Here is a 1,270-nt window from a genome sequence, read left to right on the forward strand (position 1 = left end):
CACCCATAATACCCTCCTTTCTATACTAACTTTTTAGCCTTTATAATTAAATTTGCTGTTTTCTTGCGCAGATTCGCAATGAAATGGCAGCTCTTGCAGTCCCACCTTTCTTTATCATAATCCGGGCAGGAAAGGAGCACATCTGATTCTTTTTTTAATTCCTCGGCATACGCTGCCTTTTCCTGCACCCCTTTTGCCATATTAATTCTACCTGTAATATCCTTTATCAGGGATTCTTGTTTTTGAAATGTCAGGCAACTTATTTTGGGTTCTTCTTTATGCATATTCCCTCCTCACATCAAATTCCCCAGAGGACCTAAATCTAAATTTAACTCTTCATCCTCGATACCAAAGATAGTTTGTATCTCCTTTATCTTTGTTTTCATTGCCTTAAGGCTTAATCCTAATTTTTGAATTTCTGCCTGAGAAAGTGTCCCTCTCTTTACCCTTCTGAAGGCCTCTTTTTCCAGAAGTTTTCTTATTAATTCCACCAGAGTTAAAATTAATTGAGCTAAACCTTGTTCTGCCTTTTTGGGATTACCTAAGTCAATAAGTCTGGGGATGTTTTCTTCAGCCCTTCTTATTTCTCCCTTTAATTTCTCTATATACTTTATATCTTCAGGGGTAAGTTCTTTCTCAGGATTACTAAAACTCTTACCTGATAGCTCCTCTGCCTTAGAAATAGAGGTAAGAATAAGCCTTAGACCTAAAAAAACAAGGTCTACATCTGCTACTCTTATAACTATATCTCCATTGATAATTGCTCCCTTTTCTAAAACCTTATCTAAGGCATCTACTAATGTCACATTATCATTTTTATTAATCATATTTTAATAGGATGTGAAATTATAAGCAGGCCAGGGACCGCTATATTCAAGGTAAAATCCTTTTGCCTGTATTTCTTGATTTAAGCCCTCAGCTTTTTCTTTAAAATCTTCAATCTTCTCTTCGGGAATTAAGTAAGCTGAATTTAAAACCATGGGCTCACGCCTGCCTGTTAGCTCCTTCCCCAAAATCTTACATTTTGTTGCATCAACTGCTTGCTTCTTCAAGCCCTCAAAAAGAACCTCTACAATATTGCTTAATTCTTTGTCCACTTCTCTGGAAATAACCTCTTTTAGTTCTTCTTCCATAAAAAAGGCTATGCCCTCGGGTAAAGAAGCTATTTCTTTCTCCTTTTCTTTTATCACCTCATTTTTCTCTTTTATTACCTGCTCAAATTTTTCTCTATCTTTTAGATATGCCTTTACACCCCACTCCTGTTTACCTC

General features: G+C 36.2%; 3 protein-coding genes. All 3 read right to left on the reverse strand.

Translation table 11 applies throughout. The features are described 5' to 3' along the window. Window positions 1–20: 20 nt before the first annotated feature. A complete protein-coding gene (locus Q8K99_04995; GenBank protein MDP2181911.1) occupies window positions 21–284 on the reverse strand; it encodes a hypothetical protein in 264 nt (87 codons plus the stop codon). 9 nt (window positions 285–293) lie between these two features. Further along, window positions 294–806 (reverse strand): gas vesicle protein GvpJ, encoded by a 513-nt coding sequence (gene gvpJ, locus Q8K99_05000; GenBank protein ID MDP2181912.1) that lies wholly within the window; start codon window positions 804–806, stop codon window positions 294–296. A 24-nt stretch (window positions 807–830) separates the two neighbouring features. Further along, a partial coding sequence (locus tag Q8K99_05005; protein MDP2181913.1) for a GvpL/GvpF family gas vesicle protein occupies window positions 831–1,270 on the reverse strand: 440 nt, incomplete at its 5' end.

Source organism: Actinomycetota bacterium, from assembly GCA_030682655.1.
Taxonomy (GTDB): domain Bacteria; phylum Actinomycetota; class Coriobacteriia; order Anaerosomatales; family JAUXNU01; genus JAUXNU01.

Coding starts and splice junctions, on each gene's coding strand:
- Q8K99_04995 (MDP2181911.1), bottom strand. CDS start 284: ATGCATAAAGAAGAACCCAAAATAAGTTGCCTGACATTTCAAAAACAA.